Annotated in this window: 23 protein-coding genes and 1 tRNA gene; 6 read left to right on the plus strand and 18 right to left on the minus strand. The window is 61.2% G+C overall.

Annotation, left to right across the window (positions count from 1 at the left end; all coding sequences use genetic code 11):
* Positions 1-37: 37 nt before the first annotated feature.
* From NKI16_RS21280 to NKI16_RS21320, 9 genes are all read right to left on the minus strand, one after another.
* Positions 38-628 carry a hypothetical protein gene (locus NKI16_RS21280; RefSeq protein WP_352621757.1) on the minus strand — a complete coding sequence of 197 codons (591 nt, stop codon included), beginning with the start codon at positions 626-628 and terminating at the stop codon, positions 38-40.
* 203 nt (positions 629-831) lie between these two features.
* On the minus strand, positions 832-1,650 hold the full coding sequence (locus NKI16_RS21285; RefSeq protein ID WP_023675062.1) for an MBL fold metallo-hydrolase: 819 nt from the start codon (positions 1,648-1,650) through the stop codon (positions 832-834).
* 3 nt (positions 1,651-1,653) lie between these two features.
* Positions 1,654-2,448 (minus strand): TatD family hydrolase, encoded by a 795-nt coding sequence (locus NKI16_RS21290; RefSeq protein WP_023675061.1) that lies wholly within the window; start codon positions 2,446-2,448, stop codon positions 1,654-1,656.
* Positions 2,448-3,998 (minus strand): methionine--tRNA ligase, encoded by a 1,551-nt coding sequence (gene metG, locus NKI16_RS21295; protein ID WP_023675060.1) that lies wholly within the window; start codon positions 3,996-3,998, stop codon positions 2,448-2,450. Before metG ends, NKI16_RS21290 begins: the two co-directional genes overlap by 1 nt.
* Positions 3,999-4,151: 153 nt before the next feature.
* Positions 4,152-5,207, minus strand: coding sequence for a DNA polymerase III subunit delta' (locus tag NKI16_RS21300; protein WP_023675059.1), 1,056 nt, complete (start codon positions 5,205-5,207; stop codon positions 4,152-4,154).
* Positions 5,204-5,878, minus strand: a complete 675-nt coding sequence (gene tmk, locus NKI16_RS21305; protein ID WP_352448921.1) for a dTMP kinase — start codon at positions 5,876-5,878, stop codon at positions 5,204-5,206. Before tmk ends, NKI16_RS21300 begins: the two co-directional genes overlap by 4 nt.
* A gap of 64 nt (positions 5,879-5,942) precedes the next feature.
* Positions 5,943-7,073: a D-alanyl-D-alanine carboxypeptidase family protein gene (locus tag NKI16_RS21310; protein WP_352593887.1), complete on the minus strand. Its 1,131-nt coding sequence runs from the start codon at positions 7,071-7,073 to the stop codon at positions 5,943-5,945.
* A 131-nt stretch (positions 7,074-7,204) separates the two neighbouring features.
* On the minus strand, positions 7,205-8,428 hold the full coding sequence (locus NKI16_RS21315) for a septal ring lytic transglycosylase RlpA family protein (protein ID WP_352621760.1): 1,224 nt from the start codon (positions 8,426-8,428) through the stop codon (positions 7,205-7,207).
* Positions 8,429-8,701: 273 nt separating this feature from the next.
* Positions 8,702-9,433, minus strand: a complete 732-nt coding sequence (locus NKI16_RS21320; RefSeq protein ID WP_352568619.1) for a hypothetical protein — start codon at positions 9,431-9,433, stop codon at positions 8,702-8,704.
* Positions 9,434-9,893: 460 nt separating this feature from the next.
* On the opposite strand from NKI16_RS21320, the gene NKI16_RS21325 reads away from it, so the two are divergent.
* From NKI16_RS21325 to rimO, 4 genes are all read left to right on the plus strand, one after another.
* Positions 9,894-9,983, plus strand: a tRNA-Ser gene (locus NKI16_RS21325).
* 282 nt (positions 9,984-10,265) lie between these two features.
* On the plus strand, positions 10,266-10,673 hold the full coding sequence (locus tag NKI16_RS21330) for a DUF930 domain-containing protein (RefSeq protein WP_352456770.1): 408 nt from the start codon (positions 10,266-10,268) through the stop codon (positions 10,671-10,673).
* A gap of 190 nt (positions 10,674-10,863) precedes the next feature.
* Positions 10,864-11,523, plus strand: a complete 660-nt coding sequence (locus NKI16_RS21335; RefSeq protein WP_023675054.1) for a TerC family protein — start codon at positions 10,864-10,866, stop codon at positions 11,521-11,523.
* Between the two features lie 152 nt (positions 11,524-11,675).
* Positions 11,676-12,989, plus strand: coding sequence for a 30S ribosomal protein S12 methylthiotransferase RimO (gene rimO / locus NKI16_RS21340; protein ID WP_352621762.1), 1,314 nt, complete (start codon positions 11,676-11,678; stop codon positions 12,987-12,989).
* A gap of 63 nt (positions 12,990-13,052) precedes the next feature.
* Here rimO and NKI16_RS21345 read toward each other — a convergent pair whose 3' ends face one another.
* From NKI16_RS21345 to NKI16_RS21380, 8 genes are all read right to left on the minus strand, one after another.
* Positions 13,053-14,120 carry a BMP family ABC transporter substrate-binding protein gene (locus tag NKI16_RS21345; protein WP_352621764.1) on the minus strand — a complete coding sequence of 356 codons (1,068 nt, stop codon included), beginning with the start codon at positions 14,118-14,120 and terminating at the stop codon, positions 13,053-13,055.
* 47 nt (positions 14,121-14,167) lie between these two features.
* Complete coding sequence (locus NKI16_RS21350) at positions 14,168-15,142, minus strand: ABC transporter permease (RefSeq protein ID WP_031211313.1); 975 nt, start codon at positions 15,140-15,142, stop codon at positions 14,168-14,170.
* On the minus strand, positions 15,142-16,254 hold the full coding sequence (locus tag NKI16_RS21355) for an ABC transporter permease (protein WP_352456777.1): 1,113 nt from the start codon (positions 16,252-16,254) through the stop codon (positions 15,142-15,144). Before NKI16_RS21355 ends, NKI16_RS21350 begins: the two co-directional genes overlap by 1 nt.
* Entirely contained in the window at positions 16,251-17,843 is a 1,593-nt protein-coding gene (locus tag NKI16_RS21360; RefSeq protein ID WP_502893792.1) for an ABC transporter ATP-binding protein, read from the minus strand. Before NKI16_RS21360 ends, NKI16_RS21355 begins: the two co-directional genes overlap by 4 nt.
* A 151-nt stretch (positions 17,844-17,994) precedes the next feature.
* The gene (locus NKI16_RS21365; protein WP_352456767.1) at positions 17,995-18,972 is read right to left on the minus strand and encodes a quinone oxidoreductase family protein; all 978 of its coding nucleotides are present in this window, start codon (positions 18,970-18,972) and stop codon (positions 17,995-17,997) included.
* An 18-nt stretch (positions 18,973-18,990) separates the two neighbouring features.
* Positions 18,991-19,767, minus strand: a complete 777-nt coding sequence (pcsA, locus tag NKI16_RS21370; RefSeq protein WP_502897613.1) for a phosphatidylcholine synthase — start codon at positions 19,765-19,767, stop codon at positions 18,991-18,993.
* Positions 19,768-19,802: 35 nt separating this feature from the next.
* A complete protein-coding gene (locus tag NKI16_RS21375) occupies positions 19,803-20,417 on the minus strand; it encodes a DUF1326 domain-containing protein (RefSeq protein ID WP_352471871.1) in 615 nt (204 codons plus the stop codon).
* A gap of 13 nt (positions 20,418-20,430) precedes the next feature.
* Entirely contained in the window at positions 20,431-21,327 is an 897-nt protein-coding gene (locus NKI16_RS21380) for a DUF2182 domain-containing protein (protein ID WP_352456764.1), read from the minus strand.
* Positions 21,328-21,430: 103 nt separating this feature from the next.
* On the opposite strand from NKI16_RS21380, the gene NKI16_RS21385 reads away from it, so the two are divergent.
* Together NKI16_RS21385 and hspQ are read left to right on the plus strand one after the other, a co-directional pair.
* Positions 21,431-22,639 carry a UbiH/UbiF family hydroxylase gene (locus NKI16_RS21385; RefSeq protein WP_352621769.1) on the plus strand — a complete coding sequence of 403 codons (1,209 nt, stop codon included), beginning with the start codon at positions 21,431-21,433 and terminating at the stop codon, positions 22,637-22,639.
* 221 nt (positions 22,640-22,860) lie between these two features.
* Positions 22,861-23,184, plus strand: coding sequence for a heat shock protein HspQ (gene hspQ, locus NKI16_RS21390; RefSeq protein ID WP_023675043.1), 324 nt, complete (start codon positions 22,861-22,863; stop codon positions 23,182-23,184).
* Between the two features lie 122 nt (positions 23,185-23,306).
* Here the strand turns inward: hspQ and NKI16_RS21395 are convergent, their stop codons facing one another.
* Positions 23,307-23,936 carry an invasion associated locus B family protein gene (locus NKI16_RS21395; protein WP_023675042.1) on the minus strand — a complete coding sequence of 210 codons (630 nt, stop codon included), beginning with the start codon at positions 23,934-23,936 and terminating at the stop codon, positions 23,307-23,309.
* Between the last annotated feature and the right edge of the window lie 113 nt (positions 23,937-24,049).

Genomic DNA, 24,049 nt, shown 5'->3' on the forward strand with positions numbered 1-24,049 from the left:
CGAGGGCAACATCCGGGAAGCGAGCCCTCGCCGGCGGCTAATAGCCCAGGCGCTTCAGTTCAGCCTTGACCGCCGCGATCGTCTTGAAGCGGAAGTGCTTCGTTGGGCCGTCGCGCCAATGGCAGTCGCATGTGGCATCGAACTTCCGGCTCGCTTTCAATTGGGTCAGCGCCTTCTGGCCTGGCTTGGGGCCATCGAAGATGCGAACTTCGTAGAGCGTCCCTTCGACATCGTAGTGCATCTGAGCCCAGGAAAGTATCACGATCAGTTCCTTTGCCGGGTCGTGGTCGGCGTTGGCGAGGCCGAGCGCTATGTCCGGTGTGTCGCCCTCTTGTTCACCGATCGTGACCTGGATTGCGCGATATCTGTTGTCAGCTAGCCGTTGCAGCGCGACGAGCGGGCGTTCCGGATAGTCCTCAGCGGTCTGGTAATCGACGAAGAGTGTCTGGAGGCCGTTCCAGCTCACGGCTGTGGTGTGCGGATCAGCATTGTCGGCGAACCCAACAACACGTTTGGCGAAAGCCAGGTCGTTCTCGCCTGGCGCACGATCAAAGTCCTGCGCTCGCGCGCCAGTGAGGGCGCAGGCGAGGGTGAGGGCAAGACTTGCAAGCAGCGGAAGCGTCTTCATGATTCGCAACCCTAGCATGCCCGTTGCCCCACAGCGCTGTTGCGAATGTCTAAGAGTGACCGGCCTGATCTCGCCGCCAACGGATGCTATAGGCGTAGTCGCATAAGATAGATTATGGAACTAGCTTGGCCGATTGGATGTGACGTGAAGATAGCACCTCGCGAGATCCAACTCGGGAACCCAGGCCGTAAAAACTTAGTCTTTCACGCTGATTCGTAAGGGATTTCGATCGTCATGCCGTCATAAGCAGGCTCGACGTTGGCCGGCGTCTCGGCCATTACCGTAGCGTAGTCGAGTGGCACATGCATATGCGTCAGCACCGCGTTCTTCGGCGCCAGTCTTTCGATCCAGCCAAGCGCCTGGCCAAGCGACAGATGGCTCGGATGGACGGTGTATTGCAGCGCGTCGATGACCAGCATGTCCAGCCCGCGCAAACGCTTGGCGGTCGCCTCCGGAAAGTCGCTGACGTCAGGGCAATAGGCCAGCCCGCCGATGCGGAAACCCAGCGAGGTGATGTCGCCATGGAGCTGCAGCAGCGGTTCGAGGGTGAGGGCGCCGCCCTCGCCTGCGATCACCACCGGCCTGTGGTGGTCGATGATATGGGCGTTGACGATCGGCGGATACGAACTGCCTTTCGGTGTTTCGAAACAGTAGCGGAACGCCTCGCGTAGGCGCAGCATGGTAGCCTGATCCGCATGGATGTCGATCCGGTGGCGCTGCTCGAGCACGAAGCCGCGCAAATCGTCGATGCCGTGGATATGGTCGGCATGCGGATGTGTATAGACCACCGCATCGATGCGCTTGACCGATGCCAGCAGCATCTGCTCGCGGAAATCCGGGCCGGTGTCGATGACGACCGTGGTCCGGGCGCCACTCGCCGCGATCCGCTCGACGAGCGCTGCGGTGCGCGTGCGCCGGTTCCGGGGGTTCGCGGGATCACAATTGCCCCAGTCGCCGGTGATGCGTGGCGTGCCCGGCGATGAGCCGCAGCCGAGGACGGTAAGACGTAACCGGTCGCTCATGCGTCAGGCGCCCGGCGCGCTCGGGCGCGGCATTTTCCTGAACAGCCGGAAGAAATTATCCGTGGTGATATTAGCGATCTCGGCCTCGCTGAAGCCGATCGTCTCGGCCAGCACCTTGGCTGTATGCGCGACATAGGCAGGCTCATTACGCTTGCCGCGAAACGGGATCGGCGCAAGGTATGGCGCGTCGGTTTCGACCAGCAGACGGTCGCGCGGCACATCGGCGGCGACGGCGCGCAGCTCGGCGGAGTTCTTGAAGGTCAGGATGCCGGAAAACGAGACGTAGCCGCCGAGCGCCACGCCGATCTCGGCCAGCCGGCGCCCCGACGAAAAACAGTGCAGGATGAAGGGGAAGGCGCCCTTCCCCGTTTCTTCTTCGAGGATATCAGCCATGTCGTCGTCGGCGTCGCGCGAATGGATGACCAGCGGCAGACCGGACACGCGCGCCGCGGCGATGTGGGTGCGAAAGCCCTGCGCCTGTGCGTCGCGCGGCGCATGATCGTAGAAATAGTCGAGTCCGGCCTCGCCAATCGCCACCACTTTGCGATGAGCAGAGAGCCGCACCAGATCATCGACAGTGACATCAAGCTCTTCGGCCGCATTATGCGGATGGGTGCCGACCGAGCAATAGACCTCATCGAAAGTCTCTGCAATCTCAAGCACTTGGTTAAATCGCTTCACCCTCGTCGAGATCGTCACCATTCGGCCGATGCCGGCCGCTAGGGCGCGGGCGACAATGGCTGTCCGCTCTTCGGCGAAATCCGGAAAGTCGAGGTGGCAGTGACTGTCGACCAGCATCAGGCGTTCGCGTCCTGCTTTTCGTAACGCGGAAAGACCGCCTCCGGCGCGGGCAATGCCGTGCCGGGCACCAGCGCATAGTCGGCGTGGACATGCGCAAAGTCACGGTTGTCTGCCGGCACCGCCAGCAGGTCGAGCAGCTTAGCAGCCGACCCCGGAACAAAGGGCTGGCAGAGCAGCGTCACGCGCCGGACGACTTCGATCGTCGTCCACAGAACTGTCTTCATACGCTCTGGATCGCTTTTGCTTAGCGCCCAGGGTTGCTGAGAGGCGAAATAGCGGTCAGCTTCGGCCACCACTCCGAAGATCGCCGCCAGCGCCAAATGGATGCCCTGATCCGCCATCGCCTTTCGCGCGACGGCGAGTGCCCCCACCGCTTGGTCGAGGATGGCGCTGTCGGCTTCGGTCAGTTCGCCGCGCTTTGGCACCGCGCCGCTGCAGTTCTTGGCGACCATCTTCAGCGAGCGCTGCGCCAGGTTGCCGAGGCCATTGGCAAGGTCGGCATTGGTGCGGTTGACGATCGCATCATGGCTGTAGCTGCCGTCCTGGCCGAACGGCACTTCGCGCAGCAAGAAATAGCGCACCTGGTCGAGGCCGTAGTGCTCGATCATCGCGAACGGGTCGATGACGTTGCCGACCGACTTCGACATTTTCTCGCCGCGGTTGAACAAAAAACCATGCGCGAACACGCGCTTCGGCAATTCGATGCCAGCCGACATCAGGAAAGCCGGCCAGTAGACCGCGTGGAAGCGGACGATGTCCTTGCCGATGACGTGCGCGTTTGCCGGCCAGAACGACCATCTCTCATTGGCCGGATCCGGATAGCCGGCGGCGGTGATGTAGTTGGTCAAGGCGTCGACCCAGACATACATCACATGCTTCTCGTCGCCCGGCACCGGGATGCCCCAGTCGAACGTGGTGCGCGAGATCGATAGGTCCTTCAGGCCGGACCTGACGAAGCTCATCACCTCATTGCGCCTCTCGGCAGGACCGACGAAATCGGGCTGGTTTTCGTAAAGTGCAAGGAGCCTGTCCTGATAAGCCGACAGCCGGAAGAAGTAGCTCTCTTCCTCGACCCATTCGACCGGCGTCCCCTGCGGCCCATAGCGGACATTGTCGGCACGCACCTCGGTCTCTTCTTCGCCGTAATAGGCTTCGTCACGCACCGAGTACCAGCCGGCATAGCCGCCCTTATAGACGTCGCCATTGGCGGCCATCGCCTTCCAGATCGCCTGCGAGGCCTTGTAGTGCCGCTTTTCCGTGGTGCGGATGAAATCGTCGTTGGAGGCATCGAGCGCGACGGCCATGCGCTCGAAATCGGCCGAGTTGCGGTCTGCCAGCTCGCGCGCTGAAATACCTTCTCTCTTCGCCGTCTGCAGCATCTTTATGCCGTGCTCGTCGGTGCCGGTGAGAAAGAGCACGTCCTTACCGTCGAGCCGCTGGAAGCGGGCCAGCGCGTCGGTGGCAATCAACTCGTAGGCATGGCCGATATGCGGTTTGCCGTTCGGATAGGAAATAGCCGTCGTGACGTAGTATTTTTCGCGTGCCATGGATGAGCCGTCATGAATGTCTGAATGAAAGATGTCGCGGTGAGATATCGCATCGAAACGGCAATTGCCATCCGACGCCAATGTGGTGGCTTCGAAGTTCCTGCGATTGATTGGGATCAATACTCAGGGGCTTCAAAGCCACGCCAGCGGCCGTCACATTCGCATTGCAGAATTCAGGCGGTCGATCATGGTCAGGGCGTGCTGCTTTTTGTCGAGATTGTAGGTCTCGGTTTCAGATATAGCGTTCAAAGCCTCGTGCCAAGTATCCGACAGCGTTTTGGCCCGCGCGAGATCGCCGGCGAGCGCGGCCTGGCTGGCGCCGGCCGACAGCAGATCAAGCGCGCGGCGATTGAATATCTCGAACGGGATCGCCTGGTCGCGGCCGGCGACCGCCTCGGCAAGACGGTAGGCGCCTCCGACATCTATCTTCTTGGACATCACCAGGGCGTCGAGGGTGGCGGCGATTTCGAGCCCTCCATACTGCGTCAACAGGATCGCATTGCGCGCGCTGCCCCCTGCCCGCTCCGCCAGCGCCGCGCGCGCGCCAGGATCCTCCGGTGGCGGCGGCTCGATGCCTTCCAGAACCGTCATCAAGCTCTCGGCATCGAGCGGCGCCAACCGCACCATCTGGCAGCGCGACCGGATCGTCGGCAGCAGACTGCCCGGCGCATGGACGATGAGGATGAACAAGGTGCGCGCGGGTGGCTCTTCAAGATTCTTCAGCAAGGCATTGGCAGCATTGGTGTTCATGTCGTCGGCGGGATCGACGATAACCACCCGGTAGCTGCCGTCGTGCGAGGTCAGCGACAGAAAACGGCTGACCTTGCGGATTTCGTCGACCGTGACCACTGTCTTGAAGCTCTTGGTCTTGTCGTTCGCCGGGCGTGTAAGATGCAGCACCGAAGGATGCGCGCCGGTGGCGATCTGTCGAAACAGCGACGAAGCCGGATCTGGAACGGCAAGGCTTTCCGGCGCCTGCTCGAAGGCCGGGTGCTTCAACAGATGATGCGCCAGGTGAAAGGCCAGCGTCGCCTTGCCGATGCCAACCGGTCCGGCAAAGATCAGTGCGTGCGGCAGCTTTCCCGAGCGGTAAGCGGTGGCGAGCATGTTGGCCGCCTGCAGGTGACCGACAAGACGCGGCGTCTCGGATGGCTCGGGCACCCCGTCCAGCGTATCGTGCTGTTCGGGCGCGATGCGTTCGAAAATCATGCTGGCGCCGCCTGCCTTCTTTGTGCCGGCATCATCCTCTCGAGAGCCGCGAACACCGCGGCGGTAACGACATCCTCCACCGCATCTAGGTCGGCTGAGGCATCGACGACAACGCAGCGTTCGGGTTCAGCTGAGGCGATCGCGAGAAACGCCTCGCGCCGGCGTTGGTGGATGGCCAATGTTTCTTTCTCGAAGCGGTCCGGTCCGTCACTGCTGCCCCGCCGGGCGGTAGCGCGCCTCAGGCCCTCGGCGGGGTCGATGTCGAAGATCAGTGTCATGTCCGGCACCATGCCGTTGATGGCGACCTTCTCCAATGCGTCCATGAATGCCGGGTCGAGGCCGCCGGTGACGCCCTGGTAGACGCGCGAGGAATCCATGAAACGATCGCAAAGCACGACCGAACCGCGCTCGACTGCCGGCCGGATGACCTGTTCGACATGGTCGGAACGCGCAGCGGCGAAAAGCAGCGCTTCCATCTTGGGGCCGAACGGCTCGGCTGCGCCTGAAAGCAGGACATGCCTGACCGCCTCCGCGCCCGGCGAGCCACCCGGCTCACGTGTCACCAGCACATCGTATTTCTTGGCGCGCATCTTCTTTGCCAGCCGCTCGATCTGCGTCGACTTGCCTGCTCCTTCGCCGCCTTCAAAAGTGATGAAAAATCCGCGCGCCAAAGCCTTTGTCCATACTTCGGGGACCGTATAGTCCCGGCGGGAAAAAAGGTCCACCGCGACGGTGCTAACGTAGCCAGCCGACGGCCAGTTCCTTGGCGGCGTCGAGCGCGCGCTGCGGCAGCGAACCGACACCGATCGACTCGGCGGCAAACAGCGGCGTCTCCTGGCTCAGCGTATCGCCGATCCAGACGCGCAGCGTACCCACCGGCTGCCCCTCCTCCACCGGCGCTGCCACCGGTCCGTCATAGACGATCCTGGCGGTGAGCTTGTCGCGGTTGGTGATCGGCAGGAAGATCTGCACCGGTCCTTTTGCCTTTAACGCGACACCGGACTTGGCGCCGCCAAAGACCTGGGCTTCGCCAACCACTTCGTCCTTGGCGAATACTTCAGTCTTCTCGAAGGAGCGAACGCCCCAGTCGAGCAGCTTTCGCGCTTCCTCAGCACGCTCACGGTCGTTTGCCAGGCCGCTCATCGCCGCGATCACCCTTGTGCCGTTGTGGCTGACCGAGCCGACAATGCCGAACCCGGATTGCTCGCTGGCACCGACCGCGAGCCCGTCGGCGCCTATGTCCATGGCCAGTAGCGGATTGCGGTTCCTCTGGGAAATCTTGTTCCAGGTAAAATCCTTCTGGCCGTAATAGCGGTAGAGATCCGGGTAGTTGCGCCAGATATGCAGCGCCAGAAGCGCAAGTTCGCGAACGCTCGTTTGCTGCTCATCGGCCGGCAGACCGGTGGAATTGACGAAAGTCGATTTCTGCAAGCCGATCTGGCGGGCACGCCCGGTCATCTGCGCTGCGAAGTTTGCTTCGGACCCGGCCATCCCTTCAGCAATGACGATACAGCCGTCATTGGCCGCCTGCACGGTCACGCCCTGGATCAGGTCTTCCAGCCGGATCGTCGACTTGAGCTTGGCGAACATGGTCGATGTCCCCGAAGGAGCGCCGCCTTTGCGCCAGGCGTTCTCGCTCACCACGAAGGTATCATCGAGCGTCATGCGCCCTGATTTGATGGCGTCGAAAACCACTTCCATCGTCATCAGCTTGGCCAGCGAGGCCGGCGGAATCAACCTGTCGGCGTCCTTGGAAAACAGCACGGTTCCGGTTTCGGCATCGATCATGAAGGCCTGCGCGGCCTTGGTCTCGAAAAGCTGTGCTGAGGCCGGCGCAAGCGAGAGCAGCAGCAGGCCGAGCGCCATAAGCCCGGTGAAAGGGTGAAAAGATTTCATCAGGTTCGACCAGTGAGCCGGCGCTTTTGCAAGTTGGCAGAAGCTATCAGGCTTTTGCCTGGCGGATCAATCGCGCGCGAAAAAACCAGGCAGCCCCGAGCTCAGTTGCGTACAGCAAGCGCATCCGGCGCACCATGCGACCACGCTGCCTGCAGCATCTCGTCCAGGCTGCCACGACCGTCGGCAAAGAGGTTGACCGAGTACCAGTCCTTGCCTTCAAGTTCCGAGCGCTGGATCTCGGTCTTGCCGAAGCTGGAAAGCTGGGCCGCCACACGCTCCGCTTCGGCGGCATTCTCGAACGAACCCGCCGCGACATAGTCCGTGGGCGACCCGGTTGGAGGAGCTTGCCGCTTCCACGATTGAAGAATTTCGGCGGGCGACATGCCGGCGCCATCCAGCTCGGCAAACGCGTTGGAGGCGCGTTGCACGCGCTCGTCCGCGTAAGACAGCGACGCCACGGTGAACGGCGATTGCGCCGGCAGGTTGATCTCCGGGCGCTCCGGCACGATCGGGCCGAAATCGGGCAGTACAATGTCTCCCAAAACAGATGCTTGCACTGCCATGACAGGCCCTGCATCGGATCCCTGCCCGGAATTCGTCAGCTGACCGGGGAACGGCACGGCAGCAGCGCTCACCGGCAGGCTTGGCGACGGCCCATTCATCGCGACCATGACACCGCTGGGCAGGCCGTCCGACGGATCCGGCGCCCTGTAGCCTGGACGATACGAAGCCATAAGATACTGCCCGTCATTGCCTTCGAGCGGCGCACGGCCGACATATTCGACCTTCACCTCGGCCGTACCGATGTTGGCATAATCGAGCATTTCAGCAGCGCGCTTCGATACATCGATGATGCGTCCATCATGATAGGGTCCGCGGTCGTTGACGCGCACGATCACCGAGCTGCCGGTCTTCATGTTGGTGACCCGCGCATAGCTCGGCAGCGGCATGGTCGGATGCGCCGCCGTCAGATCTGCCATGTCGTAGACTTCGCCGTTGGCGGTCAACCGGCCGTGGAAGGCCTCACCGTACCAGGATGCGAGGCCAACCTTGGCGTAACGTTTGTCTTCCTTCGGATAATACCACTTGCCGCGCACCTGATAGGGCTTGCCGAGCTGGTCGCGTCCGCGAGACGTCTTGAACATGACGCGCGGGCTGGCTTTCACGCCGTATTCGGCTTCAGAAAAATATTCCTTGGAGCGAGGTTTCTTGTTGACCATCGCCTTTTGCTGCGGCCCGGCACATGCTGCAAGAAAGGCTGCCGACAAGGCAAACAGCGCGAAAGCGGAAGCGCGACGAAGACGCGGGCGCGCCGTGGTCTGCATATTTTGATTGTCCCCTATAGCATCGACGAAGGCACCGCAGCATGAACGTCAGCGATGCCAAAGCACCCACTCCAGAAACGCCGGCGACGCCCTACCCCAATCCTTTTTGTGCGCAGGAATTGTTTATCACCGTATTAACCGATTGTGGTCGGAACCGGGCGAGATTGTGGCACGGACCGCCTCGCTGATCGGCATGAAAATCATCGCTTATCGATCAGAAACGCCGTTCGTGGCGCACTTTGCCCCTGGCTTGGCGTGTCTGCGAGCGCAGATTCAGGGACCGAATATCACAAGTTCGGTGAACGTCAGATCTCCAGGTGCGGGTGGTCTGGGACCTTTGAAGTATTTCAGCCCCTTGTTGGGGCGGTACCATCCCACCAAGCCTGGAATCGGCTCCTTGGCGTCGACAAAGCAAACCAGGATTCCGCTTCGCAAGAGAAAGCGCCCCATCGCACCGGCGCAGCGGCTCAAATCCGCAAGCGAGCGGCAATAGATGACCTGATGGCATCGGATAACACCGTGCAACATTCGGCGCGGCATCAATACCAGGGGGAACGCTGCTCCATCGCAGATGCAGATCAACGACAGGCAGCCCAGCGCGGCGTGTTCCGAGAGTATGTATCTCTCACTCTCGGGCAGCATCGCCAATTCCGGAAGATCGGGACGCCCTTCGACCACGCGACATGACCGCTGCGCCGAACTCAAAGCCGGCAAGAAGGTAAATTGTCCGCTGGAGAAGAGCCGAAAGCCGAGCGCCCGGTTGGCTTTCAATGTCGCTTGTGCAGGCGAAATGTTCGTGTAGGTCACGTCCTTCCGCTTGAGAACCGCCGCAACCAACATGGCGCCATAGGGACGGAAATCTGCATCGACTGACCAGCTTGAAAGATTGCAGCGAATTTCCTCGCTCTCCGACCCCTGATAGCGAGCATAAAGGGTGAGCACAACGCCGACGATCCGACCGGCATGCTCCAAAGCAAAGCCATATTGTGGGAACTCGGCAACCACAGGCCGCTGCGACAAGCGGGTCAGAGCGTGTATCCAGTAACTCCGGTTACGCGCCGGAAAGCCCCTGCACAGGCAATCAACCACTCCCTCCCAGTCGGTTTCGCGGATTGGTCTACAGCGAAGACCGGGCGGGAGAGCGCCAAGTACGGCCAAAATCAACTCCAGAATACGATTTACTTACATGTGCCTAATGCGCTCCACATATCAGCGCTCAACGATTAATAGTCCGTGCGGGTTTTAAAAACGATTTTCCACACTCAGCACAAACACAGCTCGCCATGACGCTGCTCACCGTCCTGGATCGCGCCGAAAGGTGCGGCCGCCACGGTTGACTTGGCGTTGAATGCGGCTTTACAGGAATGGAGCGCGAACCGGTCGGGAAACGTCCTGGTGCCAATCCGGTACCGACAGCTCGAACCCGCTCCTCTCGCGATATCCTAAGTGATTGAAAAATCACCTTGGAGGGATGGCCGAGCGGTTTAAGGCACCGGTCTTGAAAACCGGCGTGGGTGCAAGCCCACCGTGGGTTCGAATCCCACTCCCTCCGCCATATCCGTCCAATTTCTTCAATCCTGCAGGCATGACGTCGAGTTTTCCGCTCGTCGGATTCTCGACTGCCTGGGTTTAACAGGCCGGTCCGGTTAGGGGAGAACCGCCGCTCTGCCCCATGCCGCGCGCCACCTCTCGCGTCGCTGAAATGCGACAGGTGCTGATCATGGCAACGATACCAAAGTACCGGTGATACTATTGCGTAATCAACAACCTGCCACAAAGCGAAGACTGTCACCCGCCGCGCAGCCGCGGTTCGTCGGGTTGATTTCTCCGCCCGAATATGGTGCTTCTCCCGCCCATGAATAAACTATTTTCTGCGGTCCTCGCATGGACGATAGTGGCTTGGCCGGCCAGCGCAATGGACAGCGCATTGCGCGCCGGCCTGCTGAAACTCGATCCGCAAACCCGGCTGGAGCAGCGATGCGACGCCGAAATTCTCGACCGGATTACCCGCGACGACCACAAATACAAAGCCGATCGTGTCGTCGCCTACGCTTTTGCGACGCCCGAAATGGGCGCCGATGCGATCAAGAGCCCGGGTGCTGCGTTTCGCAGCAAGGGACAGTGGTACCGGCTGAAATTCAAATGCGAAACAGCGCCGGACCATATGGAAGTCCTGCAGCTCCGCTATCGGATCGGTGATGAAATTCCGGAAAGCGACTGGCCCAAATACAATCTCTATAACTAGGCATTCGCGACCTGTGGCCGCATTTTGCCGGTGTTCGGGCCGATCGTCGCAAACTCTGTATATTGCCGCAATAACGGGCGGTTTGCCGACCTTGTTCCAACCAGTCCCTTGACGCGCAGGAACCATACACGTTAGGCCCTCCAGGCATTCGACGCGAACGGTCGGCCAACCAGCAAGGGACTTCCAGTCGATGGAAATTTTCACTGCCGCGGGCTTCTCTGCCCTGCTCCAGGTCATCGCCATCGACCTCGTGCTTGCAGGCGATAACGCCATCGTCATCGGCTTGGCCGCGGCGGGCTTGCCGGTCGAGCAGCGCAAGAGAGCGATTCTCATCGGCGTGGTGGCGGCGACGGTGCTGCGTATCGGTTTTGCTGCGATCACCGTCACCCTGTTACAGATTGTCGGCCTGCTGCTTGCCGGCGGCATCTTGCTGCTGTGGGTGTGCTGGAAGATGTATCGCGAGCTGCGCACGTCGTATGCCGACGAGGTGGAGGCGACCGAAGCGCTGTCAAATTCCGATATCAACAGCGATGATATGGTGGCCGGCAAGGCGCGCAAGAAGACCTTGGGTCAGGCGGCATTGCAGATCGTCATCGCCGACGTGTCGATGTCGCTCGACAACGTACTCGCGGTCGCCGGCGCGGCGCGCGATCACTTCCAGGTGCTGGTGATAGGCCTCGTCCTGTCGATCGCGCTGATGGGCCTTGCCGCGAGCTTCATCGCCAAGCTGCTGCACCGCCATCGCTGGATCGCCTATATCGGCCTTTTGATCATCTTCTATGTCGCACTCGATATGATCTACCGGGGCGCGGTGGAAGTCTTGCCGCATGTCAGCAGTGCGGTGAGCTGACACGCCGACTCGAATTCTCATCGGCCGGCCTTTCAGCTTCGGCGAGCCTTCGGCGACGCTGGCGGTTGCGTTTCGCCGCAGCCGCTGCCCATACCAATGCCGCGACAAGTGTGGTACTGCGCCGCCAATCCTGAAAATCCGGAAAAGCTTTGATGTCCGCCCCTCGCGTCAGTTTCGTCAGCCTTGGATGCCCGAAAGCCCTTGTGGATTCGGAGCGCATTATCACGCGCCTGCGCGCCGAAGGCTACGAGATCGCCCGCAAGCACGACGGCGCCGACCTGGTCGTCGTCAACACCTGTGGCTTCCTCGATTCGGCTCGCGACGAATCGCTCAACGCCATCGGCTCGGCACTTTCGGAGAATGGCAAAGTTATTGTCACCGGCTGCCTCGGCGCCGAGCCGGACATCATCCGTGAAAGACATCCCAACGTCCTCGCCATCACCGGACCACAAGCTTATGAAAGCGTGATGGCGGCGGTGCATGAGGCTGCCCCCCCGAGCCATGATCCCCACATCGACCTTTTGCCGCCGCAAGGGGTCAAGCTCACACCGCGCCACTATGCGTATCTCAAGATTTCGGAAGGCTGCAACAACCGCTGCACCTTCTGCATCATCCCGGCGCTGCGTGGCGACCTCGTATCGCGGCCGGCGGCCGACGTGTTGCGCGAAGCCGAGAAGCTGGCCAAGGCCGGGGTCAAGGAGATCCTCGTCATCTCGCAGGATACCAGCGCCTACGGCATCGATATCAAATACCAGACCAGCATGTTCGGCGATCGCGAAGTGCGGGCGAAATTCCTCGATCTATCGGAAGAACTGGGCAAGCTCGGTGTCTGGGTGCGCATGCACTATGTCTATCCCTACCCGCATGTCGCAGACGTCATCCCATTGATGGCCGAAGGTAAGATCGTTCCCTATCTCGACATTCCGTTCCAGCACGCCTCGCCGCAGGTGCTGAAGAACATGCGCCGGCCCGCTCATGGCGAAAAGACGCTCGAGCGTATTCGCGGCTGGCGCGACATCTGCCCGGACCTTGCCATCCGCTCCACCTTCATCGTCGGCTTCCCCGGCGAGACGGATGACGATTTCGAGATGCTGCTCGACTGGCTGGACGAGGCCAAGATCGACCGCGCCGGCTGTTTCAAATACGAGCCGGTCAGAGGCGCCCGCTCCAACGAGCTCGGCCTCGAGCAAGTGCCGCAGGATATCAAGGAAGCCCGCTGGCACCGCTTCATGCAGCGCCAGCAGAAGATTTCGGCAACGCAGCTAACCAAGAAAATTGGCAAGCGACTGCCGGTCCTGATCGACGAGGCGCATGGCAATTCGGCCAAGGGCCGGACCAAATACGATGCGCCCGAAATCGACGGTTCGGTCCATATCCAGTCGCGGCGGCCACTGCGCGCCGGCGACATCGTCACGGTCAAGATCGAGCGCGCCGACGCTTACGACCTTTACGGCTCAGCAGTCTGATATTCCGTCCAAAATGAAAAGGGCGCCGCGTGGCGCCCTTTCGTTCGATATGTTTCCGACCGCCTACTGCGGCAGCTTGTCGTCGACGCCCTTCACGTAGAAATTCATGCCGAGCAACGTGGCGTCGTCGGCGACCTCGCCCTCCTTCAGCCAAGGTGTGCCGTCCTGCTTGGCGATCGGCCCGGTGAAGGGGTTCCAGCCGTCGGCGATCTTCTTGGTGGTGGCTTCGGCCATCGCCTTGACGTCGTCGGGCATGTTGGTGAACGGCGCCAGCTTGACGGCGCCGTCCTTAATACCGAGCCAGACATTGTCGGGCTTCCAGGTGCCGTCGAGCGCCGCCTGGACCCGGCTGATGTAGTAGGGACCCCACTCGTCGGTCAGCGCGGTCAGCTGCGCGTGCGGCGCGAACTTGATCATGTCGGAGGACTGCCCGAAGCCGTGCAGCTTGCGCTCCTCCGCCACCTGCAAGGCAGCGGTCGAGTCGGTGTGCTGGACGATGATATCGGCGCCCTGGTCGAACAATGCCTTGGCAGCATCGGCCTCCTTGCCCGGATCGAACCAGGAGTTCACCCACACGATCTTCGCCTTGAAGTTCGGGTTGATCGACTGTGCGCCGAGCATAAAGGAATTTATGCCCATCACCACTTCCGGGATCGGGAAGGAAACGATGTAGCCGGCGACGCCCGACTTCGATTGCTTGGCGGCGATCTGGCCAAGCACGTAGCGGCCTTCGTAGAAACGCGCATTGTAGATGCCGAGATTTTCGGCCGTCTTGTAGCCGGTGGCGTGCTCGAACATCACCTTGGGGAATTTCTTGGCGATCTTTACTTCCGGGTCCATGAAGCCGAAGGACGTGCCGAAAATGATCTTGCATCCCTCGCGCGCCAGGCGCTCGAAGGCGCGGTCGGCATCGGGGCCTTCGGAGACGTTTTCGAGATAGGCGGTCTCGACCTTGTCGCCGAGTGCCTTTTCCACCTCGAGGCGGCCTTGGTCGTGCTGGTAGGAGTAGCCGAAATCGCCGATCGGGCCGGTGTAGACCCAGCACGCCTTCAGCTTGTCCGCCGCCTCGGCTGAGGCCGCCAGCGACAATGCGGCCGTCGTCGCCATCAGGGCAATAAGCAGTTTTTTCATTGTGTTACCTCTCTGAGTTAAGCCTTGGAGCTTCCGTCTTTTTGCTGTCAACGATCCGGAACGAATGGCTGGCCCAAGGAGGCCGGCGTGTTCATCATCGTCAAACGCTTGTTGCGCGAGATTAGAACGAGAACCACGACGGTTGCCAGATAGGGCAGCGAAGAAAGCAGTTGCGAGGGAAACGATTTTAAGAACGCAATTAACTTGTAGAGCAACCAGGGCGCGTCGACGAAGTCCTGCAGATTTATGGCTTGGACGTGAAGCTGGCCAACCCAGATCGCGCCGAAAATATAGGCGCCGGCCAGCACCCGCCATGGCCGCCAGGAGGCGAAGACGACCAGAGCCAGCGCGATCCAGCCGCGGCCGGCGGTCATGTTCTCCACCCATTGCGGTGTGTAGACCAGCGATAGGTGACCGCCGGCGAGGCCGGCACAAGCGCCGCCGAAAATCACTGAGAGATAGCGGTAGCGGATGACGTGGATGCCAAGCGCATGGGCGGAGGCATGGCTGTCGCCGATCGAGCGCAGCGTGAGCCCGGTGCGGGTCTTGAACAGGAACCACATGACGGCGGCGGTCAGCGCGATCGAGATGTAGAAGATTGGATCCTGGCCGAACAGCAGCCTGCCAACGACCGGGATTGCGGTCAGGCCGGGAATATCGAGGTTTGGCAGCCTTTCGCCGGGCTGGCCGACAAAATTCGTTCCCATCATGCCGGAAAGGCCGAGGCCGAGCAGTGTCAGCGACAGGCCGGTGGCCACCTGATTGGTGGCCAGCGACAGCGTCATGACGGCGAACAGCAGTGAGAACACTGCCCCCATGGTGACTGCCGCCAACAGCCCTATCCAAGGCGAGCCGGTGAGATAGCCGGCGCCGAAACCGCCGACGGCACCCATGATCATCATTCCTTCGACGCCGAGATTGAGCACACCCGAACGTTCGACCACCAGTTCGCCGATCGCCGCGATCAGCAGCGGCGTCGCCGCCGTCGCGATGGTCAAGAGGATGTTGACGGTGATGTCCATCAGCGGGCTTCCTCCAGCTTCGGCCCCGCCTCGAGCTTCGGCGCGGAAAAGCCGGTCAGGCGAATGCGGTAATGGATGAGCGTGTCGCAGCCGAGCACGAAGAACAAAAGCATGCCCTGGAACACGCGCGCCACCTTGTCGGAGATGCCGAGCGCGCTTTGCACTGCCTCGCCGCCCAGATAGGTCAGCGCCAGTACAAGGCCTGCGGCGACGATGCCGAGCGGATTGAGCCGGCCGAGAAATGCCACGATGATAGCGGTAAATCCGTAGCCGGGCGAGATCACCGGCTGCAATTGTCCGATGGCTCCCGAGACCTCCGAAATCCCTGCAAGTCCGGCCAGTGCGCCCGACAGCAGGAAGGCAAAGAAGACCATGCGGTTAAGGCCAAACCCGGCGAAGCGCCCTGCCCTCGGACTTGAGCCGAGCACGCGGACCTCGAAGCCTTTCAGCATACGGCTCATCAGGATCCAGATCAGTATCGCCGCGATCAGCGCGAAGACAAATCCCCAGTTTGCCCGGCCGGATTCCGGGAGGAGTTCCGGCAGTATGGCCGAGTCGTTGAACTGGATGGTCTGCGGGAAACCGTGGCCCTGCGGATCGCGCCACGGCCCGCGTACGAGCCAATCGAGGAAGAGCTGGGCGACATAGACCAGCATCAGGCTGGTCAGGATCTCGTTGGTGTTGAAGCGCGTCTTCAGCAGTGCCGGGATTGCAGCATAGGCGGCCCCACCGACCATGCCGAGCAGAAGCGTCAGCGGCAGCACCAATGGGCCTTCGAACTGCGGAAACAGCACGGGGATGATCGAGCCGACAATGCCGCCCAGGATGAACTGGCCTTCGGCGCCGATGTTCCAGATGTTGGCCTTGTAGCAGACCGACAGTCCGACCGCGATCAGGATCAGGGGGGCGGCCTTGATCGCCAGCTCATGCAGCTGCCAGACCTGGCTGATCGGTTCGATGAAGTAGATGCGGAACGCAGTCAACGGGTTGACGCCGAGCAGCGCGAACATGATGGCACCGGCAATGATCGTCAAAACGAAAGCGATGAAAGGCGAGAGTGCCGAAAACAGCATCGAGCGCTGCGGGCGTTTTACAAGTTCGAGGCGCATCAGGCCGTCTCCAGCGTATGTTCGGCATGACCGGGTTCGGCGCCGCCCATCAGCAGCCCGATTTTCTCGAATGTCGCTTCAGCTATCGGCAGCGGCTTCGACAGTTCGCCATTGTGCATGACCGTGATCGCATCGGAAATCTCGAACAGCTCGTCGAGGTCTTGGCTGATCACCAGCACCGCCGAGCCGCTGCGCGCCAGTTCGATCAGTGCCTGGCGGATGTGGGCCGCCGCACCCGCGTCGACCCCCCAGGTCGGCTGATTGACCACCAAGACGCTAGGCCGGCGGTCGAGTTCGCGGCCAACGATGAATTTCTGCAGATTGCCGCCCGAAAGAGCCGCAGCCTCCGGATCCGGCGCGCTCTTGCGCACGTCCATTGCCTTTATGATGCGCTGGGCAGCGGTATGGATCGCATCGCCCTTGACCATTCCACCGGCGCCGACAAACATCTTGCCATCGGTGGCGTGGCGCGACAGAAGCAGGTTCTCCGAAAGCTTCATGCGCGGTGCTGCGCCATGGCCGAGCCGCTCTTCCGGGACGAAGGCAGCGCCCATCAGACGCCTGCCGGTGATGGTGAGGCCGCCGGCATCCTTGCCGCGGATGCGGACCGAGCCGGCATCCTGCTGCAGCACCTCGCCGGAAACGGATTCGAAGAATTCGCCCTGGCCGTTGCCGGCCACACCGGCAATGCCGATCACCTCGCCGGCGCGGACCTCGAGATTGATGTTCCTGAGCGGGATCGAGAACGGGGTCGCCGGCTTGCGGGTGAGTTCGCGGATTTGAAGCAGCACCGGCGCGGTCTCGATACCCTCGGCCGGCGCCCGCACCACGGCCAGCACCTCGTTGCCGACCATCATCCGCGCCAACGAAGACGCGGTTTCCTGGCGCGGATTGCAATGGCCGACCACCTTGCCGTGACGCAGCACGGTGGCGCGGTCGCAGATCCGTTTGACCTCTTCCAGCCGGTGCGAAATGTAGAGGATGGACTTTCCTTCCGAACGCAGCCGTTCGAGCGTCTCGAACAACTTATCGGCCTCCTGCGGCGTCAGCACCGAAGTTGGTTCGTCGAGGATGATAAGTTGCGGCGTCTGCAGCAGGCAGCGGATGATTTCGATACGCTGACGCTCGCCGACCGACAGATCACCGACCAGCGATAGCGGATCGAGAGGCAGGCCGTAACTGTAGGAGAGCGCCCTCGCCTTGGCCGCGATCGTGCTGATCGGCGAGCCGTCATCCAGCGACAGCGCGATGTTCTCAGCCGCCGTCAGCGCTTCGAACAGGGAAAAATGCTGGAAAACCATGCCGATGCCGAGCTTTTTTGCGGTGCCGGGGCTGGTGATCCTGACCGCCTGGCCATTCCAGAAAATCTCGCCGGAATTCGGTTCCAGCGATCCAAACAGCATTTTCACCAGGGTCGACTTGCCGGCGCCGTTTTCGCCAAGCAACGCATGGATCTCGCCCTTGGCGATGTTGAGATCGACATGGTCGCACGCCGTCAACGTGCCGAATATCTTTGTGAGGCCGCGAACCTCAAGCAGGTTTGCGCCGTCCTGATCTGCACTCACGGTGCCTCCATCTGGTTTGCCAGACATGTTCTGTGTTCCCGCAAGCATCGTATGCGCGGGCTGCTCTCTACGGTAAGCGCCTCACGACTTGAAAGAGCTTCAAGAATTTCAGCGGAAACTCAAGCGGTAAAGAGCAGTTCGCAAGAACGGCGGCGTCGGCGGCCCGAAACTGCCGCGCCTAAGGGATAAGTATTGTTGTCCCGGTGGTCCGGCGCCCTTCGAGATCGGAATGCGCCTTGCCGGCCTCGCTGAGCGCGTAACGCTGGTTTATCTTGATCTTGACGGCGCCGCTGAGCACCACGTCGAACAAGGCGGCGGCGGAAACCTCGAGGTCTTCGCGCCTGGCATTATAGACGAACAGCGTCGGCCGCGTTGCGAACAGCGAGCCCTTCTGCGCCAGCAACGAGATGCTGAAGGGCGGGATCGGCCCAGACGATTGACCGAAGCTGACGAAAGTGCCGAGCGGCCGCAGGCAATCGAGCGAGGCTGGAAATGTGTCGTTGCCGACTGAATCGTAGACAACGTCGCATTTCTTGCCACCGGTGATAGCGGCAACGCCGGCCACGAAATCCTGTTCGCGATAGTTGATCACGTGGTCGAAGCCATGCGCCTTGGCGAGCTCGATCTTGTCGGTGGAACTCGCCGTGCCGATCACTGTCGCGCCGAGATGCTTGGCCCATTGGCCGAGGATCAGCCCGACACCGCCGGCCGCCGCATGAAACAGGATCGTGTCGCCGGCTTTCACCTTGAATGTACGGCGCAACAGATATTCGGCGGTCATGCCCTTTAGCATCATGGCTGCGGCCTGTTCGTCGCTGATGCCGTCCGGCACCTTCACCACGCGGTCGGCGGCGATCACGCGCTGCCCGGCATAGGCGCCGGTCGTCACGGCGTAGGCGATGCGATCGCCGGGTTTGAGCCAGTCGACATCCGAGCCGACATCCAAGACCACGCCGGCCGCCTCGCCGCCAGGGATCAGCGGAAATCCGCCCTGCGGCGGATAAAGGCCAGAGCGATAATAGACGTCGATGAAATTGAGACCGATCGCGGTATGCTTGACCAGGATCTGTCCAGAGCCCGGCTGCCCGGGATCGGCATCCTCATAGGTCAGGACCTCCGGGCCGCCATGGGCATGGATGCGGATCGCTTTGGACATTTTCTGGCTCTCTTGGGATCAGGCTTTCTTATCCGGCTTGGCGCCGAGATTTGGGAAGAACTGCATGATAGCGCCGATGCAGGCGAGGTAAAGCCCGGTGAACGTAATCCCGAACTTGATGAAATCGCTGACCTGCTCGCCCAGCACGCCGATCTGGTCGTAGAAGGAGGCAAGTGCGGCCTGCGCCAGCGCCAGCCCGCCGAAAGCGCACCAAAGCAGCGTCATGCCGAGATTGATTGGCCGCAGCCGCTTCACCCGCACCGGATGGATGAAATTGATCGGCACGAAGGTGAGAATGCCGGCCACCACGACCACGGCGAAAGAAACCCATTGTCCGGGCTCGATGACGAACAGCGTGAACACCACCATGTTCCAGACGACCGGAAAGCCCTTGAAGAAATTCTCCTTCGTCTTCATGCCGGTATCGGCATAGTAGATTGCGCTCGACACCACGATGATCGCCGCCGACAGGAACGACAGGCGCTCGCCCATGAAACCGCGCTGATAGAGCGCGAAGGCCGGAATCAACACGTAGGTCACGTAATCGATGATGTTGTCGAGCAGTTCGCCCGACCAAGTCGGCAGGATTTCCTTGACATCGAGCTTCCTGGCGATCGGCCCGTCGATGCCGTCGACGAAAAGCGCCAGCCCCAGCCACCAGAACATCGCCGTCCAGCGCTGCTCGCTTGCTGCCACTAGCGACAGAAACGCCAGAAATGAGCCCGACGCGGTCAAGAGATGGACCGAGAACGCCCGCGCCTGAGGCCATGTGACTTTCTTCTTCGGCCGCGGAATCCGGTCGGCGATTTTCCTGGCCGTCGTCTTCTTGCTCACGGGCCCCGCCAGTCCAGCTTGCAGATTTCGGCCGAACGGCCAGCAAAGTTCCAGTTGCGGCCAAAGGCCCGCATTTTGCTCTTGTCGGATTTGGCGACGATGATTTCCGGCGCAATCCAGTATTCCGAATTGCTGATGACCGTATCCTTGTCGCGATCCTTGCCGGTGATTGGCGTCACCGCACCATCGATGATCTTCGGTATCTGAAAGATGCGTGTTTTTTCACGCGTCTCGTAGGTGATCGGCACCTGCTCGGCGCCGAGGAACTGTCCGACCAGGATGGAGAGCAGCGATGTGGTTCCACCGGCCTTGCCGGTGAATATCTTCGTCAGTCCCTTCACAGCGTAAACCGAGGCGCGCTTGTCGATGAACAGGCCCGCTGTCCAGTTGCCGCGGCTCATATAACCGGGGATTTCCATGACCAGCCCAAGATTGAGACCGGACAGGTCGACCTCTCCGAAATGGCCGGCATCGATCCGGAACCCCGCCCAGGTTTGGCAATAGCCTTCCGTAGGCGGATGATTGCCGAGCGACAGAACGCAAGGGCAAAAAACCGTGCAATTGCAGGAAAGGATGAGCTCTCCCTTCATTGCCCAGTTTTGATCTGTCATCGAATTCTCCCCCTCATGCCGAGACTACTAGTAGCGCGGCTGCCCAGACAAGAAGTATCGCACCGCCCAACCGCGTCGGCAGATTGCCTGCCGTCTGTTTTTCGACCAGGCTGAACAAGCCGATCAGCGCCATCCAGAACACGTTCATCACACCGACGGCAAACATTACCAGCATCAGCGCCCAGCAGCATCCAAGGCACCACAGGCCCTGCTCCATACCGAGCCGGAAAATGCGAATGGGCCTGGCGCTCCAGTTGGCGAACAGGACCGAGAACGGATTTCTGCACTTCTCCAGACAGGCTTCCTTCAGCCAGCTGAACTGATAGAGACCAGCGATCGACAGCGCGGCTGCTCCGGCAATTCCAAGCAGCGGATCGAGCATCTGCCCGGATGACACGAATGCATGGACTGCGAGCGTCAGGGCAGCGAATATTGCCGAGGCGGCAAGCCAGACGCTCAAATATCCAGCGACAAGGATCAGCGGATGGGCAACAGGTTCCCCCTTGATCCTGGCGGTATCTGCGATCTCGCAATACGTGCGGATCATCGGCGCCGCGGAGGGCAGCATGGTCGCGATGGCCATCAACAGCCACATCGCGGTGAGTGCCCCGCCTTGCGCGCCTACGCTTGCGCGAAGCGGCGCCGGCGCAAGGCAAAGGGCGAAGAAACGCGCAAGGAAATCCGGCAGCGGCAGTTGCGGCAGGTTCCCCAGCATCGTGTCGCCGGGTGCATCGGTGCCCGGGAGCCGGCTTACGGCACCACGAACTGCCATTGCGCCGAGAAGGAGCCAGGCAAGGGCGATGCCCATGCCGGCAACGACGCTCACCGTCAGTCGAGGGCTGCGCGCAACGCTCGCCATCGCGCGGCCGGTGCCGTCGAGGTGGCTGAAATCGTCTTGTTGGCCGGTCATGGCAACCGAATGGGCCGAATCGCCGCGTTGATCAAGCCGCATCACCTGACCTATATGGACCAGCAGGTCGGACGGGCCTCACCTCGCAATTCGGAAGCCGAATTTGAACCATCGGGAAACAGCACGGATACTGGTCGCCGGCAGCGGCCCTGCGGGGCTGATCGCGGCGCTTGGCTTTGCCGAGGCGGGCTTTCCCGTGACGCTCGTCGGACCCGATGCAACCGGCCCCGACGGCCGGACGACAGCCTTGATGAACCCTGCCCTGAAGATGTTCGAACGGCTAGGGATCTTCGACGGAATCAGGCCGCACGCAGCGCCGCTCAAGGTGATGCGTATCGTTGACGCAACCAACCGGCTGATCCGCAGCCCGACAGTGACCTTTCGCGCCAGCGAGATCAACGAAGAGCAATTCGGGCTGAACTTGCCCAACAGCGTTCTCAACCGCACGCTAGCCGAGGCTGTCGCGCATTCGGGCATCGAATGGCGAAAGTCGATGGTGGAGGCATGGCGCCTCGATGCCGACCATGCCCATGCCGTTCTCGCCGACGGCAGCGAGGTTGAGGCATCGTTGGCAGTTGCCGCCGATGGCCGTCAGTCGCCGGCCCGCGAGGCAGCCGGCATCCGGACCTCGATCCGATCCTATCCGCAGGCGGCGTTGGTGCTCAATTTCGGTCACCGCAGCGACCATGCCTTCACCTCGACCGAATTCCACACCGAGACCGGTCCGTTCACACAGGTTCCCCTGCCCGGCAACCGGTCCAGCCTTGTCTGGGTGCTCGAACCCGATATCGCCAAGGACCTTGCAGCACTCGACGACGCCGAGCTTTCGACGCGGGTCGAACAGCGAATGCAATCGATGTTGGGCCGCGTGTCGGTTGAGCCCGGCCGGCAGATCTACCCACTTTCAGCGGTGAGCCCGTGGCGGTTTGCGCATCGCCGCGTGGCACTTGTCGGTGAAGCCGCCCACGTGTTTCCTCCAATCGGCGCGCAAGGCCTCAATCTCGGCATCAGGGACATCGACGACCTGATTGGTGCCGCAAGCAGAAACCGCTCGGACCCGGGCGCCGCCAAGGCGCTTGCAGCCTATGATTTCAAGCGGCGGCCGGACATTCTGGCGCGCAGCAGCGCGGTCAACCTGCTCAACATGTCGTTGCTTTCCGACATGCTGCCGGCTCAGATGGTGCGCAGCGCTGGCCTTGGCGCGCTTGAGGGGTTTGCGCCGTTACGGGCGTTTTTCATGCGCGAGGGTCTTCGACCCGGCAGCGGTTTTGCGGCGTTTTTTGGCGGATTGCGAAAACCGGCTGAGCGATAGCGATCTTGGCCACCGCCCTTGATCCGCATCTCGCGATGCTCAACCCGGCAACAAGGGGATCGGGATTGAATTGACGCGGCGTCTGCGCCAAATAATGACGATGTCGACCTTAAGGTCTGGGCCAATCTTTGCCGGACCGGTGCGTAAGAATCTAAAGTCCTGGAGCGTTCCTTGCGTGTTCCAGGATGCGTGGCGTTCAAGAAGTTCAAGTGGTGAGTGCGATGAAGACAGCCAAATTCTCGATCGGACAGGTGGTTCGGCACCGGCTGTTTCCGTTCCGCGGCGTCATTTTCGACGTCGATCCGCAATTCGCCAATACTGACGAATGGTACGAGGCGATCCCCGCTGACGTGCGGCCGCGCAAGGACCAGCCTTTCTATCATCTGCTCGCCGAGAATTCCGAAACGGAATACATCGCCTATGTGTCCGAGCAGAATTTACTCGAGGACCGGTCGGGCGAACCGGTCCGGCATCCGCAGATTGGTGAAATGTTCGACAAGAAGCCGGACGGGCGCTACGAGCCGAAGCACCAATTGAGACATTGACTTAGTCGGAATCTGGCTGGACTGGGACAGGCTTGAGACATGGCCGGACCCGACAAACAGCCGGTCCAAACGAAAAAAGCGGGGCATGAACCCCGCTTTTTTATTCGTCCGAAACCCCTCGATCAGTTGGCGGCCTTCGCCTTTTCCTGCTCTTCCTTGAGCTTCTTGGCAAAGTCCTGATTGTTCTTGGCGACGAACTCCTGGAGCTTCTTCTGTCGGTCCTCGATGTCCGACTGCTGCAGCGGCGGGCCGTCGAAGGCGCCGCTGAAGCCGGTCAGCGCGATCTTGATCGGGTTCGGCTGGTTCTGGAAATTGACCGAGGTCAGCGTCAGGTTCGAACCTTTCTTGAAGGACGCGACGAGCTGATCGGTCAGCGGCACTTCCGCCACGCAGCGATCCGGAAAACAGATCACATAGTCGAGCTTCTGCGCCTTGCCGCCGTCGATCTGGAGGCCGATGCCGGGAGGAACGAGACGGCCGGTCGGAACCGTCACCTGGAACACCTTGCGGTTCACCTTGCCCTTCAATTCGATCAGGCTGACGCCGGTGATGAGCTGGCCGTTGCCGGCGGTGGTGATGTTCTGGACATTGCAGATGTCGACGTCTTCCTGCTTGGTGCAGGCCTTGAACCAGCCTTGCGGAATCTGCTGTTGCTGCTGCGCGGAAGCAGCGGGAATCCCGGCGCCCAGAATGCCGACCACGCCAGCGGCCATGACCGACAGGCGGTACGCGTTGCTGTTCAGGCTCGTCATGTCGTGCATTCCTCTCAAATGATCCCGGAACCGGCTTTTTTCATGCCGTGTGGTCCAGCTACCTGTTGCCGAAATGAGGCAACAGAATGACTTCGGACGGCGTGTTACACTGC

The organism is Mesorhizobium sp. M0698 (genome assembly GCF_040320455.1).
Classification (GTDB): Bacteria; Pseudomonadota; Alphaproteobacteria; order Rhizobiales; family Rhizobiaceae; genus Mesorhizobium.